The organism is Shewanella sp. 8A (assembly GCF_023475945.1).
GTDB lineage: Bacteria > Pseudomonadota > Gammaproteobacteria > Enterobacterales > Shewanellaceae > Shewanella > Shewanella xiamenensis.
In genome coordinates this window covers 231484-247267 of the sequence record NZ_JAMDJP010000004.1, presented here as the reverse complement: position 1 = coordinate 247267, position 15784 = coordinate 231484, and the positions used below count along the sequence as shown (strand labels likewise).

General features: G+C 46.9%; 14 protein-coding genes. 3 read left to right on the top strand and 11 right to left on the bottom strand.

Going from position 1 to position 15784, the window contains the following annotated elements; translation table 11 throughout:
• Positions 1-121: 121 nt before the first annotated feature.
• The 4 genes from M0413_RS04965 to M0413_RS04950 all read right to left on the bottom strand — a co-directional run bounded on the left by M0413_RS04965 (position 122) and on the right by M0413_RS04950 (position 4582).
• Positions 122-1810 (bottom strand): NAD-dependent malic enzyme, encoded by a 1689-nt coding sequence (locus M0413_RS04965; protein WP_249553345.1) that lies wholly within the window; start codon positions 1808-1810, stop codon positions 122-124.
• A 267-nt stretch (positions 1811-2077) separates the two neighbouring features.
• On the bottom strand, positions 2078-2542 hold the full coding sequence (locus M0413_RS04960; RefSeq protein WP_037422212.1) for a YehS family protein: 465 nt from the start codon (positions 2540-2542) through the stop codon (positions 2078-2080).
• A gap of 130 nt (positions 2543-2672) precedes the next feature.
• The gene (locus M0413_RS04955) at positions 2673-3956 is read right to left on the bottom strand and encodes an Nramp family divalent metal transporter (protein ID WP_172589724.1); all 1284 of its coding nucleotides are present in this window, start codon (positions 3954-3956) and stop codon (positions 2673-2675) included.
• A gap of 83 nt (positions 3957-4039) precedes the next feature.
• Positions 4040-4582, bottom strand: a complete 543-nt coding sequence (locus tag M0413_RS04950) for a PH domain-containing protein (RefSeq protein WP_249553343.1) — start codon at positions 4580-4582, stop codon at positions 4040-4042.
• A 203-nt stretch (positions 4583-4785) separates the two neighbouring features.
• Between M0413_RS04950 and M0413_RS04945 the strand changes: the two genes are divergently transcribed.
• Positions 4786-7371, top strand: coding sequence for a TonB-dependent receptor plug domain-containing protein (locus M0413_RS04945; protein WP_037422221.1), 2586 nt, complete (start codon positions 4786-4788; stop codon positions 7369-7371).
• Between the two features lie 117 nt (positions 7372-7488).
• Positions 7489-8118 (top strand): glutathione S-transferase family protein, encoded by a 630-nt coding sequence (locus M0413_RS04940; RefSeq protein ID WP_249553341.1) that lies wholly within the window; start codon positions 7489-7491, stop codon positions 8116-8118.
• A gap of 70 nt (positions 8119-8188) precedes the next feature.
• On the opposite strand, the gene M0413_RS04935 is transcribed toward M0413_RS04940, so the two are convergent.
• The 4 genes from M0413_RS04935 to M0413_RS04920 all read right to left on the bottom strand — a co-directional run bounded on the left by M0413_RS04935 (position 8189) and on the right by M0413_RS04920 (position 12469).
• Complete coding sequence (locus M0413_RS04935) at positions 8189-8689, bottom strand: DUF4447 family protein (protein WP_011623924.1); 501 nt, start codon at positions 8687-8689, stop codon at positions 8189-8191.
• 41 nt (positions 8690-8730) lie between these two features.
• Entirely contained in the window at positions 8731-9138 is a 408-nt protein-coding gene (locus M0413_RS04930; RefSeq protein WP_011623923.1) for an SMI1/KNR4 family protein, read from the bottom strand.
• A gap of 248 nt (positions 9139-9386) precedes the next feature.
• On the bottom strand, positions 9387-10172 hold the full coding sequence (locus M0413_RS04925) for a RelA/SpoT domain-containing protein (protein ID WP_172587642.1): 786 nt from the start codon (positions 10170-10172) through the stop codon (positions 9387-9389).
• A gap of 212 nt (positions 10173-10384) precedes the next feature.
• The gene (locus M0413_RS04920; protein ID WP_249553338.1) at positions 10385-12469 is read right to left on the bottom strand and encodes a M13 family metallopeptidase; all 2085 of its coding nucleotides are present in this window, start codon (positions 12467-12469) and stop codon (positions 10385-10387) included.
• A gap of 327 nt (positions 12470-12796) precedes the next feature.
• Here M0413_RS04920 and rsuA point away from each other — a divergent pair, with 327 nt between their 5' ends.
• Positions 12797-13504, top strand: a complete 708-nt coding sequence (gene rsuA / locus M0413_RS04915) for a 16S rRNA pseudouridine(516) synthase RsuA (RefSeq protein WP_052184039.1) — start codon at positions 12797-12799, stop codon at positions 13502-13504.
• 84 nt (positions 13505-13588) lie between these two features.
• On the opposite strand, the gene M0413_RS04910 is transcribed toward rsuA, so the two are convergent.
• Genes M0413_RS04910 through M0413_RS04900 form a run of 3 tightly spaced genes read right to left on the bottom strand, consistent with a single transcriptional unit; the run spans position 13589 to position 15653 of the window.
• A complete protein-coding gene (locus M0413_RS04910) occupies positions 13589-14545 on the bottom strand; it encodes a DUF4097 family beta strand repeat-containing protein (RefSeq protein WP_144374932.1) in 957 nt (318 codons plus the stop codon).
• Complete coding sequence (locus tag M0413_RS04905) at positions 14542-15120, bottom strand: anti-sigma factor (protein WP_037422236.1); 579 nt, start codon at positions 15118-15120, stop codon at positions 14542-14544. The genes M0413_RS04910 and M0413_RS04905 overlap by 4 nt, the downstream gene beginning before the upstream one ends.
• Positions 15120-15653, bottom strand: coding sequence for an RNA polymerase sigma factor (locus M0413_RS04900; protein ID WP_099457508.1), 534 nt, complete (start codon positions 15651-15653; stop codon positions 15120-15122). Before M0413_RS04900 ends, M0413_RS04905 begins: the two co-directional genes overlap by 1 nt.
• Positions 15654-15784 lie beyond the last annotated feature (131 nt).

Below are 15784 nucleotides of genomic sequence, written 5' to 3'. Positions count from 1 at the left end.
TGAGACCGCATCTGAGTTTGAATATGGCAACCCCTAATCAGGTGCACAATAGAAAAGGCCAGCTACTGGAGCTGGCCTAAAAACTGTCAACCTATCTTAGGACGGGACATAATGTCTGAAATTAGAACGAAGTACGCTTATAACGGCGGTACTCTGGCTTCCAGAAATTATCTTCGATAGATTGCATCAGCAGCTCATCACTCGCAGGTAAGGATAGGCCTTGCTCAATTGCCACTTTACCGACGGCGAACGCAATATGCTTACTCACTGAGTGAATATCTTCCAGTTTTGGCAGGAGTGGCCCTGAGCCATTAATGGCTAACGGTGAGCATTCGGCGAGCGCGCGGCTCGATGCCATTAACATCGCATCGGAGACATGGCGAGCTCCCGAGGCGAGTACACCTAAACCAATGCCTGGGAAGATAAAGCTGTTGTTACATTGCGCGATTTCATAGGTCTCGCCATCGACAACTACAGGCTCGAACGGGCTACCCGTTGCCACTAAGGCTTGGCCAGACGTCCAGTGCAGAATGTCTTTTGGCGTCGCTTCAACACGGCTGGTGGGGTTTGACAGTGGGAAGATAATTGGACGTTCGCAGTGGCTATGCATTGCACGAACAATTTCTTCGGTAAACAGACCCGGTGCGCCCGATACGCCAATCAGTACCGTTGGCTTAGCGTTATTGACCACATCGAGCAGTGAAATATTGTCGCTGAAGTTATTCCAGTTGCTGATATCGGCACATTTTTGAGCCAATTTTTGTTGGAATGGCAACAGGTTCGGCATGTTGTCGAGCAGCAGGCCCCAACGGTCAACCATGCAGACTTGGCTGCGGGCTTGCTCGTCGTTGATACCTTCAGACACCATTTGCGCAACGATGGCTTCGGCAATACCGCAGCCCGCGCTACCCGCACCTAAGAAGGCAACTCGTTGTTTGTTAAGTTCAGTGCCCGCGGCTTTACAGGCGGCGAGTAATGAACCCACAGTCACAGCGGCGGTGCCTTGAATGTCATCGTTAAAGCAGCAGTAGCGATCCTTATAACGCTCAAGGATTGGCATCGCATTCTTTTGGGCAAAATCTTCAAATTGGATTAGGGTATCTGGCCAACGCACATGCACGGCTTGCATAAAGGCTTCGATAAACTCGGCATACTCTTCGCCACCAATACGCGGATGGCGCCAACCCATGTACATCGGATCTTCCAGCAACTGTGGATTATCGGTACCTACGTCTAAGGTAATTGGCAGTGTGTATGCGGGACTGATCCCACCACAGCTGGTGTACAGTGACAATTTACCAATCGGGATCCCCATGCCACCAATACCTTGGTCGCCTAAGCCTAAGATGCGCTCACCGTCGGTCACAACGATGATTTTTACTTTTTGGCGAGTTGAGTTATTGAGGATGTCGTCAATTCTGTCTTTGTTTGGGTAGGAGATGAACAGACCACGGTTACGGCGATAGTTTTTCGAGAAGCGCTCACAGGCCAAACCTACCGTTGGGGTGTAGATAATTGGCATCATTTCGCTGATATGATTTTGCACTAAACGATAAAATAGGGTTTCGTTGGTGTCTTGAATATTGCGCAGATAAATGTGCTTATCGAGATCGTTATTGAAACTTCTGAACTGATCGTAGGCGCGCGATGCTTGTTCTTCAATAGTTTCAATGGCATAGGGTACTAAGCCTTCGAGGTTAAAGAAAATACGCTCTTCTTCAGAAAATGCACTGCCCTTGTTAATCAATGGCGCTTCAAGAATGGCAGGTCCTGCAAACGGAAGATAGAGGGGGCGTTTATTATCGTCCATGGGTAACCTTTGAGTTATTGTTTAAGTGGTTCGGTACGTGCTTGAGACGTGCTATAGGTCACGTAAGGTTATCACGAAATGTGATCTTTGTTGCCTGTGTCGTGCGCTATTTGTGGCTTTTTTTGCAGCACAGGCAATTCTTACTGTTTAAAACAGAGTTCTGTTAATTGATTGTAAATACATCTGCCAAGCGAAAGCTTGTTTAACGGCGAGATAAAAACAAAAACGCAGCCAAGGCTGCGTTTGTTATTTTAAGCGGAAGAAACATTAGACTCCGCGGTATTTTAGCGATAAGCCACGGATAAAGTTGCGCAGGATCTGATCGCCACAGGCTTTGAAGTTTTTATGGTCCGGGTTGCGGAACAGGGCACTTAATTCAGATTTAGACATTTGCACTTCGGCGAGCGCTAGGGTGGCCACAATATCTTCCTCACGCATTTCGAGGGCAACACGTAATTTTTTGAAGATTAAGTTATTGTTTAATTTTGATACTGGTTTAGGAATTTCAGCACCTTCACGTAGACCACGCTTTTCGATGATTAGACCATCTAAAAACTGACATAGGGTGGTATCGTTACAGGCTTTATAACCTTCTTCCTCTTCTTTGCGCAGTAAGTTAATCATCTCTTCGGTGGAGACTTCTCTACCCACTTTGGCAAAAATCTTAATCATTTTGGCGTTGCTAAAATCGAATACGAAGCGCAAACGGCGCAAAATATCATTGTTTATCATGGTCATCTCTAGGCGCGGCTGCGCAGTCTGGTTTAAGAGCAGATAGTATATACCCAAACAACCTGAAGATGCAGGATTCAGCGGTATTTGTGGTGTTAATCATTAATATCACGCTAGTGTTGAACACCTGCTAGGCCTTTACCCAGTACCAGTAAATAAAAAGTACGGCAAAAATAAGTAAATAACTTAAGCCTATCCAAGAGAGGCATTTCATCTTTGTACCGTAGCGGTCTGCTTCTGGGAGTTGGCTGCTGGTCATTAAGCGATAATTTAACCATGCAAAGACGACAGTGGTCATAAAGGCCAAGATCATCACAAACTCCAGTAATGGCAGCAGTGCGCCCTTAAAAAACAGGATTAACAACAATCCTAACGCACTGACACCGAGCATAATGCCTGTCAGACGTTTATCCGCTTGTACTTCTGACACTACTGACTTGGAGAGTAGTTGCCAGCCCATGTTTAGGGTCCGGCTATAGCCATCAATGACGGTGACAGTGGTGCTGAAAATACATAAAAACGCCACTATGCCAATCAAATATCTGCTTTCACCGCCCATGACTTGGCTATATAAGTTGATTAACTGATTTGCAAATTGGGCACCCGATTCAGAAAAATGTTCGCCGCTGCCATGCATTACCAGGGCGCCCAAGGCCAGAAAGACCACTGCCAGCAGGGCGGTGACGATATAGCCTAAGTTAAAATCGAGCAGAGCTTGGTATGGTGTTACCGATGAAGTCTTTTGTTTTTCCAGCAACCACAATGAATTCCATGCGCTGACTTCAATCGGTGCAGGCATCCATCCCATCATCGCGACTAAAAATCCCACATGGGCCCACTGCCAAGGTGAGGGCGACACAAACTGACTTTCCAGTGCTTTCATATGATCAAATGCCAGCGCGACCGCAATTAAAGTGGTGAGCGTCAGGGCAAACATAATGATTTTGGTCAGTTTATCGAGCAGAGAATAATGCCCTAAAATCAATAACAACAGTGAGCTTATTAGCACCAACAGCGCCAATACATCAATAGGTAAGGGGATAAACTGGGTGAGCATAGCGGCAGTTAACATGCACACACCCGCAGTACTGGCGATAGAAGCTATCACATTGAGGCCTGTGAATAGCCATAGATAACCCCGACCTTGCTTAAGATATCCATGCAGTAAACTTTCGCCCGTGGCTGCGGTGTAACGCGCACCTGCGGCAAAGAAGGGGTATTTCAGCAAATTTACGCCAAGAATGACCCAAGCCAATTGCCAACCAAATTCTGCGCCGGCGCGAGTGGATGATACTAAATGTGAAGCCCCAATCGCGGCGGCGGCCATCAACACTCCCGGTCCCATGGCTTTTATGCCAAGGGCGAGCTGTGCAGTCCAATTGATGGAGAGTGGTTTAACTTCAGAGTTGTCCATGGCGTGGTGCGTACTTCCTTATCGGTGAAAATATATCTGTTTGATATTAATGCATACATTCTAAATTTGAATCGAATTAACTGTTAAGCATCGTGTTTGGATGCGAGTAAGCCTTCGATACGTTTTAAACTGGCGGATATTTCGACAAGCTGGCCGAGTAGCGCATTATCGTTTGTAGCGGATAATGCTTCAGATTGTGGATGCTTGTCACTCAAGCGCTCCTTCTGCTCCAAAATCTGTGCTCTAAAACTAGGGGCATCGACTATGCCCACTAGACTAATTAAGGCACCCGTTCCCGATTGTCCAGCAGTTTCGACTGTGAGTTTATGTAATCCCATTAGGCGCATTATGGGACCTTGGATTAAGGCGATATCGGTGATTTTATCTAAGGGAACGGTATTTTCGGTGCGGGTTAATATGCCTCTACGCACAATAAGTTTTTTGCTGGTGAGACGCGCGCTCATATTGTTGATATAGCGACGCGTCCCCCATAAGCCAAGAGGAAACCAAAGCAATAACAAAGGTATACCTACAATGCTTAGGGTGAAGTAAGCGGCCCCAGCGAGTAACCAATACATGCCTAAGTTGGCTTCAAATTCGGCTTCATGAATCGTTTGTTCTTGCATTTTCGTCCCTATTTTATGCAGTGAGTTGTTAACTATCTTGAGATGTTTGTGCTGAAAAATACATGGTTTTTATTAGTAACAAAAGTTTAACTTTTTTCAGTGGGCCATTGACTTTGTTTCACAACACATTACCTTGAATATTGTTAATAAAAAGTTGAATTAAAGTAAATTAATTCCAACAATACTAAAGTTAGGGAATGCAAATGAAAAGACCTCAGATTCTACCCAATGCTTGTGCTATCGCGATCGCAATGGCGTTTGCCCCGAATGTTAGCTATGCAGCTGAAAATGGTGCTGATAAAGTTGAACGTATTGAAGTGACGGGTTCTCGTATTAAGCGTACCGATATTGAGGGACCGTCGCCGATACAATCCATCGGCAAAGAAGATATTGCTAACATGGGGTTTGACAACCTGCAGCAGTTACTAGAGCGGATGCCTGCGAACGGTGCAGGTGCTTTCTCTACGCGTGGTAACAGCCAAGACTCGACCGCAAACGGCGGAGCCTCGATCAGTTTACGTGGCTTAGGCCCTGACGCCACTCTGGTATTGATCAACGGTCGTCGTGTCGCGGCAAGTGCTTTTGCTGAAGGTATCACTAACTCCTTCGTCGACATTAACAACATTCCGGTTTCAGCGATTGAGCGAATAGATATTCTGAAAGATGGTGCGTCGGCGATTTACGGTTCCGATGCGATTGCGGGCGTAGTCAACATTGTCTTGAAAAAAGACATCGAAGGGATTGAGGTTAACTTAGGTTACGGCGACACCCCTGGTACGGGTTACGATGAAACCACGGCGAGTGTTGTCTGGGGAACCAAATCCGAAAAGGGCAGTGCATCTATTATCCTTGATTACTTTAAAAACGAAACGCTGTCAGCGACCGATTTAGGCCGTTTTGGCACTGCGGATCAAAGTCCTTATGGTGGTGAGGATTTTCGTTCTTCCCGTGGTTTCCCCGGTTATTTTTATGTTGATGGCGTGAAGACTATCGACCCATCCTGTCCGCCCGATCGCGCAACAGCCAGCGGCAGTTGTCTATTCGACTACGGCCCTTACAACCTAGTGATCCCTGAAGCTGAACGTATCGGGGCTATTGGTCAATTCGATTACCATTTCAATGACGATTTAACTGCTTTCCTCGAGTTAGCGGCGCAACATAACTCCTCTATTGCGGGTGGTGCGCCCACACCTCTGGATGAAGATGCGGCCTTAACTGTACCGGGTACCCACCCTAATAATCCTTGGGGCAAAGATATTGAAATCGGTCGTTTCCGTACTGTGGATGCGGGCGCACGCCGTTGGGATATTGAGTCTGATACCCTGCGTTTAGTTGCTGGGTTACGTGGCACTATCAAAACTTGGGATTGGGAAGCCTCGGTACAACGCGGCCGCAGTGAATCGATGCAAACTGGCGATCGTAGCCAAGGTTGGGTCAGAACCGATTATCTACAAGCTGAGATCGATGCTGGCCGCTACAATCCTTTTGGTGGCACGATGAACTCGCAGGATGTGATCGATGCCATCACGACTAGCCTTGTCCGCCAAGGTTTGTCGAGCATGACTTCATATGCGGCGAACATTTCGGGTCAAGCGTTCACGCTGGCGGACCGCGATATTATGATGGCAGCGGGTGTAGAATACCGTGAAGAAAGCGTGAGCGACGTGCCGGATGAACAGTTCCAACGTGGGCTGATTTTCGGTACCGAAGCGGTTTCTGCGGCGGCCTCTCGTGACCAATACGCGGGTTATGTGGAGTTCTCTATTCCAGTGACAGATAACTTTGAGCTTCAACTTGCAGGTCGTTATGACCACTACAGCGATTTTGGTTCAACCACTAACCCTAAAGTGGCGTTCCAATGGGGGATTACCGATGAGCTGACGAGCCGTGGATCTTGGTCAACGGGTTTCCGTGCACCTTCATTAGCACAAATCGGTTTAGGCCCATCTCGCGAAAGTAGCTTCTTTATCGATACTTATCGCTGCGCCGCCGATGGTGTGGATTGTGAAGCGCTCGACTATAACACTGAATTCCAAGGTAACTCTGAGTTGGATGCCGAAGAGTCAGAAACATGGAACTTGGGGATGATTTGGGCACCAAGCCAGAAGTTTGATATCGGATTCGATGTTTACAGCATTACTCAAGATAACAAGATCGATAAGCAGCCATTGGGTGATATTTACACCGCAAACTGTAACGATCAAAACAGTACTGTGTGTGAGCGTTTAGCACCGCAAGTGGGTCAAACCTTAGGTCCTATCAGCATTATTCACTCAAGCTTTATCAACTTAAGCTCGCAGGATGTGCAGGGTGTTGACCTGTCAACCCACTATGGCCTTGAGTTAGATAACTTTGGTGATTTGAAGTTTGGCTTAGAGTACAGCTACTTACATAACTTCGAAAAAGACGGTCTCGATTACACTGGCGAGTACAAGTTCCCACAACATCGCTGGTTGCTCACCACGAACTGGACCATGGATAACTTCGCCGCCAACGTAAACCTGAGTTATATCGGTGAGTTTGAAGATACTCCAGATATCGACTTTGACGGTGTGTTAGACTTCGAAACCAACAAGTCTCGTATGGTGGATGCACAGTTATTAGTTGATATGTCAGGCAGTTACCGTTTCAACGAGATGTTTAAGCTGACATTAGGCGTGAACAACGTGTTCGATGAAGAGCCACCATTTGCGATTGGTGACGGCGATACCGACCTCTATGGTTATGTGATTTCTGTACACAACCCTATGGGACGTTATATCTACACCAAGCTGACAATGAACTTCTAACGAGTCATTGGCTGAGTCATTGGAAACGGCGCTTCGGCGCCGTTTTTGTATGTTACTCTGCCGCGACACAGTGTATCTTCGTTCTCGTTAATCAGTCATCACTAAAAGGACGTTAATATGATCACCTTATATGGCATGCCCCGCAGCCGTGCATTACGAGTCGCCTGGGTGCTAGAAGAGTTAGGCGCCGAGTGGGCCTTTTCGTTTGTGGATATGAATAAGGGCGAGCACCGAAGCGCCGCTTTCTTAACGCTCAATCCCTGTGGCAAAGTGCCTGTGTTAACCGATGATAATCTTGTGTTGTCTGAGTCTGCGGCTATTTGCCTGTATCTGGCGGAGAAATTTGGCAAGTTGTTACCTGAAGCGGGAAGTGCGGCATCGGGCCTTCATCATCAATGGGTGAGCTTTATTATTACCGAACTCGAGCAGCCTCTATGGACCCTAGGCAAGCATAAATTCGCGCTGCCGGAAGCGCAGCGTCATCCTTCCATCATGCCCTGCGCGGTGTGGGAGTTTAATAAGGCGGCGGCCTTGGCCGAAGCTATGCTGCCCGATAGTGACTTTTTACTCAGTGACACCTTGTCGGTTGCCGATATTCTGCTGGCACATACATTGATGTGGGGCACTTTATTTGAGCAGCAGATCCCGTCTAAATTGGCGGCGTATCGCGATAGAATTGCAGCGCGTCCTTCGCGTAAATCGGCGTTGGCCAAAATGGATGCTGTCGCTGCTGCGGCGCAGGCTTAATCTGATTTAGGCATTAAAAACAAAAGGGCAGAAGATTTTCTTCTGCCCTTTTGATTAAGTCGTTTAGCGTTTATAGCTGAGTCGCCGCCCATTTCGCACGGCTTTCACGGCTTTCACTTAATCCATTTTGCTCACGGAATGCCTTGTAGGCTTCGACATCGAGATTGACTAAGCTAACATCCACTTCAAGCACCAGTTTGCATTCTTTTTTAATGCGCCATGCAGCGGTGTTGTACAGCTCAGTTAACGGCAGCGAGCTTAAAAATTCCGGATTATATTGGGTGTAAACGGCCTGCGTTGGATACACCACGAAGGCCAAGTGACGCTTAGGCTCTTTCTTAAATAGGGCTTCGATGCCGTCTGTGGTATTGAGCACTTGCATCTCGATAATATCATCGAGATCTAACAGCTTTTTCTGTGCCAGTTCAGGGGCCTGTGTTTCAGCATTTTCCCAGGCTAATACATCGGCTTCACTGTGGTTGGTCAGTTGTCCTACTTGAGCCGCACTGAGGCTGAGTGATTGGCGTAAGTAGCTCATTTCGATGGCGTTCAAGCCAATATTTTTAGACATAATGCGGTTCTCAAGTTGATAAAAATAAAATCTCGGTAAAATCAATATTTGTTTTTAAGCCAAATATCTTCGACCCATTCCCAGAAGGATTCCCAATAGGTATCGGTAAAGTCACCGTTTTGCCAGAAGTGAACTTGGCCATCCTGATCGATACAGTAAAAGTCATCGCCCAATTGGCAGATGGCGATTAAGTCCCTCGGCAAGCCGATTGACCAAGCATAGCAGGTGACTTCGGGTAAATAGGTGTGCGAATAGGGATCGGCTGCGGTCACAGGCTCAATCGCGCCATAAATCACATCACTGGCATGGAGTAGGTATTCCTTTAATTCCCGTGGCAGCGGGATCAAAATCTGTTCCTCAACCTCCACTAACTGCTCGAATGTCGGTAACTCGAGTGGCACAGGCACGGTTTCGCTGCGTTCTTGGAGTTGCTCAATAATGTCGTGCATGGAATTTCCTTAAGGGTCGCCTTATGGCGCGGGATTATATAGGGAAACCAGTTTGGATGCGAGGGAAGGGCAGTGAGCTTGTAGTAGTGATAGTTCGGCTTTAGTTTGCGTATTAGCAGCAGTGAGCGCTTTGGGCTAAGTTTGGTGTTATGCCATAAAAAAGCGCTGGCATCTGTTTTCACAAATAGCCAGCGCAACAGTGGAAGTGGTACAGAGGTAAACGGTAAAGCGATTAAGCAAACGGGTGATTAAGCAACTGAGTTAGTCAGCAGCAGTCCTTCATCGACGCGTTTGTAGTTAAGCCAAGCTTTGTGATACAGCTTATGGGACTCTTGGCGCCGCTTAGCGATTTGTGCCGTTTCAAACTCACTTAATGCACGTTGCTGTTTTATCGCATTCGCTTCAATCTGCTGAACCTGTTCATAAACCTTGTGTTCTGGGCCGCTTTTAATGTCGGCAATATCCTTAAGGTGTAACTGGACCTCGGCAATCATGCCGCTTTCGGGCAAACGCACCAGTAAGTTAAGGTCGCGATAACCTGAGGCTTTAGGCTCGGCGAAACGGTTTTTCTGTTTCACGACCTGAGCTTGCTCGCTTAAGGCGTAATAGCTTTGCATCAGCTCGGAGATACTGTTACTGACGATGCTAGCGCGGGCAAGGTCGGTGATTTGGCTGGCATCCCCCTTAAATTTGCTGGCGACCTTCTCGGCGGCGCGTTGATAGCTTTTTACGTCGGGCAAAATCACCTGCACCTGTGTATCCGCTGTGACTCGTTGCAATAAGTTACCTAGCTCATTTTGGGCAATAGGGGCATTTGAATACAGTTTATCTAAACAGCTTAAAGATTGGCGTGGTGTGTCGAAGGTTTGGGTATTTAGTGCATATAGCCCTTGCAGATCATAGCTTTGAGCTTGCCTTGCGCTATAGCTGCTACGTTCGGCTCTGCTGTCATTGATATCTAGAGGATTGGCTACACCGGTGCGGGTCGATAATAAGAGTAGAAAGATAAAAAAGGTACGAAACAACTTATTCATAACGGCCTACTTCCTTATGGGAGTGATACACATCACAGGGATACCATAGGCTGACGTGGCTTAATTAAAGCTGAATCAATGATGAAGACTTGTTCATGTTTGGCTTAGGTTCACATTTTTCGCGCCTAAAAAAATGGCGCCGCTATTGTGAGCGGCGCCATTGCGCTTTCATGATAATGTCGCGTTAGCTACAACCTTGAATTAATTTGGCATTACCAAATTTTCACGCGTTTCTCTGGTGCGATATACATAGCATCACCTGGTTTCACATCATAGGTAGTGTAGAACTCAGGCATGTTAGATAGCGCACCCAGTGCACGGAATTCCGCAGGTGAGTGTGGATCTGTTGCTACACGGTTACGCAGGGCTTCTTCTTTGGCTTTTGCACGCCAAATTTGCGTGAAGCCGATGAAGAAACGTTGGTCGCCAGTCAGGCCGTCGATAACCGGAGCTTCTTTACCATTGAGTGACTTTTTGTACGCGCGGTAAGCAATCGTCACGCCTGATAAGTCACCAATGTTTTCGCCTAAGGTCAGGCTGCCGTTCACGTGCAGATCGTCAAACACATAGTAACCATCGTATTGTGCGATCAGGGCTTTACCACGGGCAGAGAATTCTTCTAAGTCTTTCGCTGTCCACCAGTCACGCATATTACCATCGCCGTCGAACTTAGCGCCTTGGTCGTCGAAACCATGGCCCATTTCGTGACCAATTACTGCACCGATACCACCGTAGTTGACGGCGTCATCCGCTTCCATGTTGAAGAATGGTGGTTGCAGAATTGCAGCTGGGAATACGATTTCGTTCATGGTTGGGTTGTAGTAGGCGTTAACCGTTTGTGGGGTCATGTGCCACTCGTCTTTATCGATTGGTGCACCTAACTTAGCCAGCGACTTAGCGTGTTCAACTTCACTTGCGCGTACCGCGTTACCCATCAAATCATCGGCTTTGATGGTCAGCTTGCTGTAATCTTCCCACTTGTTTGGATAACCAATTTTCGGGTTGAATTTTGCTAGTTTTTCGGCCGCAGCTTGTTTAGTCGTATCGCTCATCCAAGTCAGATCTTTGATGCTGTCGCCGTAGGCGCCGCGCAGGTTTTCAACCAATGCTTGCATGCGCTCTTTAGCTTCAGGTGCGAAGTGACGCTTCACGTACACTTTACCCACCACTTCACCTAATACGCCGTTAACTGCCGCAACACCGCGCTTCCAACGTGGCTCTTGTTCTTCTTGACCGTTGAGGGTTTTAGAGAAGAAAGCAAAGTTCTCGTTGTCGAACTCTTCGCTCAAGTTGCTTGCCGCGTGGGTCAGCACTTGCCATTGCATGTAGGTTTTCCAAGTGGCCAAATCGGTCGTTTTGAGGACTTCGTTCAGGCCTTGGATATAGCTTGGTTGGTTAACGATAATATCGGTTTGCTTGTCAGCACCTAATGCCGTTAAGTAGCCAGTCCAGTCGATATCTGGCGCTAAGCTTGGCAGATCTTTCACTTGGTACAGGTTATAGGATTTAGTGCTGTCGCGGGTTTCAACCACATCCCAATGTTTAGAGGCAATCGCAGTTTCGAGTGCGAGGATAGATTCTGCGCTGGCTTTTGGATTGGCAAGACCTGCTAGAGTGAACATTTTTTCGATATGAGCAAGGTAAGCTTTACGAATATTAACGAAACGCTCTGACTCGTTAAAGTAGTAGTCTTTTTCTGGCAGGCTTAGGCCGTATTGATATAGGTGAGTCGCGTAACGGCTAGAGTTCTTTGCATCGATATCGATGTAGAAAGCCATTGGCGTACCCGCACCCATGATTTGACTGTGGGCGAAGTATTTCACCAGCTCGTTTTTATCTTTTAAGGCGTTGATGGCATCAAACTCGCCTTTCAGTGGCGTCACGCCCAGTTTGTTTAGCGTCGCTGTGTCCATAAATGAACGGTAAAGGTCTGCCACTTTTTGCTCGTCAGTGCCTTCGGCCAGGTTTGGCGTTGCAGCGACTTCTTCGATAATGGCTTTAACGTCATCACGGGATTTTTCACGCAGATCGTAGAAGGCTCCAATGCTAGTGCGATCGGCTGGAATTTCAGATTTTTTTAGCCAAGTACCGTTAACATATTTATAGAAATCGTCCTGTGGACGTACTGATTTATCAAAGTTTTCAAATTCGATACCAGAACCCAATGCTTTAGTGACAGCGGCAGCTGTGGCGGTTTTAGCGGTTTCGGGCGCGCTAACTTGTGCTGGTTTATCATTACAGGCAGTAAGGCCCGCGATAAGTGAGGCACACAGTCCCCCAATGAGTACTTTTCTCATGTCGTTTCCTTCGAGTTTGTTATTGTGCCCATATCTGGGGCTATTTGGGTTCTAAATGGGATTGCTTCAGGCGCAATGCAACGTATGTTAATGCTTTAGTGGGAATCGAAACAAGGTGATTACACTTTTAAAGATGGATTTATTATCTGGCAGTTGTAACTAAAAATTACCATAACTTAAATTGACCTAAAAAGCAGCAAACATACCGTATGCAAGCATTACCGAGTTAGTAGGTACTTATTTTATTTAAGCCGACGCACTGATGTCGTTTTAGTTTAGGCTTTGTCCTTTTATTGATTGGGCTCATAATACGTCAGTTTTCATTTATTGAAGTTGAGTCATCAAGTGCGTTTAGACAAATTTATCTGTGAAAGTACCTCACTTACACGTTCCCTAGCTAAAAAAGCCTTACATCGTGGTGAGATTACCTGTGATGGCGTTGTGGTCAAAGACTCAGGCTTTAAAGTGCTTGAGGGGATGCAAGTATGCCTCGACGGCGAGCCTATTTCCCTCGTTGGCGAACGTTATCTTATGCTCAATAAGCCCGTTGATACGATTTGCTCGACCATAGATGAAGCCTATCCATCGGTATTGAGTTTGCTGGATATCGAAAAGCCTGAAACATTACACATTGCTGGCCGTTTAGATGCCGATACCACAGGTTTAGTGCTGATCACTAGCGATGGTCAATGGTCGCATCGGATCACCTCGCCCAAAAAAGACTGTGGCAAGCGTTACTTAGTGACGTTAGCAGAGCCTGTGGATGAGAGTCTGATTGGCGTCTTTGCCGCTGGAGTGGAGCTTAGAAACGAGGACGGCCTGACAAAACCCGCGGTGCTTGAAATCATTGAGCCACAGTTGGTGCGTTTAACCATTACCGAGGGTAAGTATCATCAAGTAAAGCGGATGTTTGCCGCAGTGGGCAACCATGTGGTTGGCTTGCATCGTGAAAGTATTGGCAAAATTGAATTAGATTCCGAACTTGCCCTAGGCGAATGGCGCTATCTGACGAGCGAAGAAATCGCCTCGATTTAACACCATTTGGCTAAAAAAATGCCGCTCCTGATGAGCGGCATTTTTATTGTTATTTTTATCGCTAATTCGGGTTTTCTGATAAGGCTATTGTTTTTTCAGGATCAGATTACCGCTAATGGTATCCATCTTCACACTGGCGCTACCAGCACCCGTTTGGAAGCTTAAGGATTCATTCGGCACGTATTTTTGTCTTTGTGGCACATCTTGGCTCAAGCCGTTTTTGATTTTGCCGCCTGGACCGCCATTGAGCTCGAAGCTGGCATCGGGCACATCGGCAAAGCTTAAAGTCATATCGCCACTGACACTTTCAAGATTGGCTTTATTAAAGGCTTTGGCTAGCGACACTTGGGTGTCGCCGCTAACGGTACGTACATTAACTTCTTTAACGGTTTTAAAGTCGCCATTAATTTCGCCTGAAACCTGCTCGACGTTGACTTTGTCGGCTAAGGTTTGGCTGCTGAGATCGCCACTGACTAAGCGGTATTTAATTTCGCCTTTGCTTTCAGAATCTTTAATCTCGCCAGAAACTGTATCTAACATCACTTTACCTGTTAATCCTTTGGTGGTGATATCGCCTGAGACAGTGTGTAGCGTCGGATTACCCCCCAAATTATCGGCGCTGATATTGCCACTAACGGTATTGAGTTCAAGCTCGCCTTGGGTCTGGCTGATTTGTAGATTAGCTGAAATCGTATCGGCATTGAGCTTAACGGTTTTAGGTACTTTAATGGTGAGCTTTGAGCCATTGTTGTCACTGCCGTTATAGTGGCGTGGCATTTTATCTTCGATATTCAGGTTGTTACCTTTCTGCTCAAAGACAAAACCTTCGCTTAGCTCATCCAAAGTGCCGGTCACGCTGACTTCATTTTTATCCCAGCTTTGAATTTGCACGCTGCCCCGTTGGATTTTGATTTGCAGCAGAGTATCGCTGCTAATGGGTAACTGCTTATCCACACTTTCAGCGGCGAACACGCTGCCCATAAGGCCAAGGTAAAGTGTTGACACTAATAGACTGGTTTTCGTGAGGGTAAAATGGCTCATATGCTATTTCCTTGTGTTGAGTTTTGAATCGGAAGTTTTTGGCCTTGTTGTAGCAAATCGAGTTCACGTTGTTGCACCCAAAGCCAGAGTTGCCAAAGTTGTTTGTCGGTTGGATTAGCCTGTAATGCTTGATAAATCTGTTCGCCGGCACGACGTAATTCCGCTAAGCCTTGCTCTAACGGAGCGCTAAAGCGGCTCGTTTGCCAAGCGACTACCGTTGGGGTCTGTGCGAGGCTCGTCACCTGGGCTTGATGTGTCTGGGCTATTTGGCTTAGCAGAGCTTGCAGCACTTGCTCATCATCCGCAGCTTGGCTGGCGATTTGTTCTGGGAGCGAGGTTTTTACCGGAGCTTGAGTGTAGAACCCGAAGAACACCGCCAGCACTATAGTTGCGGCAATCGCCCATTGCGCACCTTGTAGTCGCGGCGCTTGGCGACTCGCTGGTTGCGACGCCAATGGCTTATCCATACGTTTTTCGATACCTTGCCAAAGATCCCGTTCGGGCGTTAGTGTTTTGGGGGTATCATCAATCAACTGCTGGAGCTTGGCCTCGCGAGCATTATTAGATAAGGACATTACAGCATCTCCTGTAGTAATTGCTTGGCTCTGTGGTACTGGGTCTTACTGGTTCCCACGGCAATACCAAGTAATTGTGCAATTTCTTCATGTTGATAGCCTTCAATCGCGCAGAGTACAAACACGATACGCGCCCGCTCTGGCAGTTTTAGGATCAACTTGTCTAACCCTTGATAATGTTCATCGGCGCTTGAATGTTCATCGTCACTCTCCATTGGGATAAAACGTGCCCAAAACGACTTTTGCTTACGGATAAAGCTCAGTGCCTGATTCACGCAAATGCTGTGTAACCAAGTGGAGAACTGACTCTCTCCCCTAAATTGCGGCAATTTCTGCCACACCAAAATAAAGCACTCTTGGGTGATTTCTTCTGCCTGCGAGGCTTGGCCAGATAATCGCAGTGATAGGGCATATATCCTTGGATGATGGTGTAAATACAGCTGCTTAAATGCGGCTCTATTACCTTTGCTAGCCAAGGTGATGAGGTCAAATTCTGACATTGCATTGTTGAGTGGGAGTCTCCCTGCCGTCACAGCCTTTTCCTGTCATCTGAGTGAATGTTTATAGATTGGACGCTCTGAAAAGCACAAAAGGTTTGTATCTGATAAAAATAAATTTTTTATCAGTTCATTTAGCATCACTTGTTCGAGTTTTATAGTAAAAT